A 998-nucleotide genomic window follows, 5' to 3' on the forward strand; every position below is an offset into this window, starting at 1 on the left:
CGCAGTCGCTGCGGCAGGGGGAGTGCTCGCTGGCACTCGTCGGCGGGGTGACGGTGATGGCGACACCGGATTCGTTCGTGGAGTTCTCCCGGCAGCGCGGGCTTGCCCCCGATGGGCGCAGCAAGTCGTTCGCGGCGGCGGCCGATGGCGCGGCCTGGGGTGAGGGCACCGGTGTGCTGGTGGTCGAGCGGCTGTCGGACGCCCGGCGTAACGGGCACCAGGTGCTGGCCGTTCTCCGGGGTTCGGCGGTCAACCAGGACGGGGCCTCGAACGGGCTGACCGCGCCGAACGGTCCCTCGCAGGAGCGGGTGATCCGGCAGGCGCTGGCCAATGCACGGCTGTCCACGGCAGATGTGGACGTGGTGGAGGCGCACGGCACGGGGACCACGCTGGGCGACCCGATCGAGGCGCAGGCATTGCTCGCCACCTACGGGCAGGACCGGGAGGAGCCGTTGTGGCTGGGATCGATCAAGTCGAACATCGGGCACACCCAGGCGGCGGCGGGCGTGGCCGGTGTGATCAAGATGGTGATGGCGATGCGGAACGGCGTACTGCCCCGCACCCTTCACCTGGACGAGCCGACGCCCCACGTGGACTGGTCGGCCGGGGCCGTTGAACTGCTGGCCGAGGCGCAGCAGTGGCCAGAGGTTGATCGGCCGCGCCGGGCCGGGGTGTCGTCGTTCGGGATCAGCGGGACGAACGCGCACATCATTCTGGAACAGGCCCTGGAAGCGGAGGAGCCGCCTGCCGAGGCTGGGCCGTCCGGCGTGGTGCCGGTGGTCGTGTCGGCGCGGACCGAGGCCGGGTTGCGGGAGCAGGCCGGTCGGTTGGCCGAGCATCTGCGTGCTCGTCCGGAACTGGAGATCGCCGACGTGGCTCGCTCGCTCACGATGCGGGCGGCGCTGGAGAACAGGTCGGTCGTCGTGGCCGGGGACCGGGACGAGCTGCTGGCCGGGCTGGACGGGCTGGTCCCGGGAGCCGGGCCGGTGTCGGGGCGG

Annotated in this window: 1 protein-coding gene; it reads left to right on the top strand. The window is 72.3% G+C overall.

Annotated features, from left to right (window positions below):
* The coding region (locus C1I98_RS39265; RefSeq protein WP_146607947.1) for a beta-ketoacyl synthase N-terminal-like domain-containing protein at window positions 1–998 on the top strand (998 nt) is incomplete at both ends.

The sequence above is a fragment of the Spongiactinospora gelatinilytica genome (assembly GCF_003236385.1).
Taxonomy (GTDB): Bacteria; Actinomycetota; Actinomycetes; order Streptosporangiales; family Streptosporangiaceae; genus Spongiactinospora; species Spongiactinospora gelatinilytica.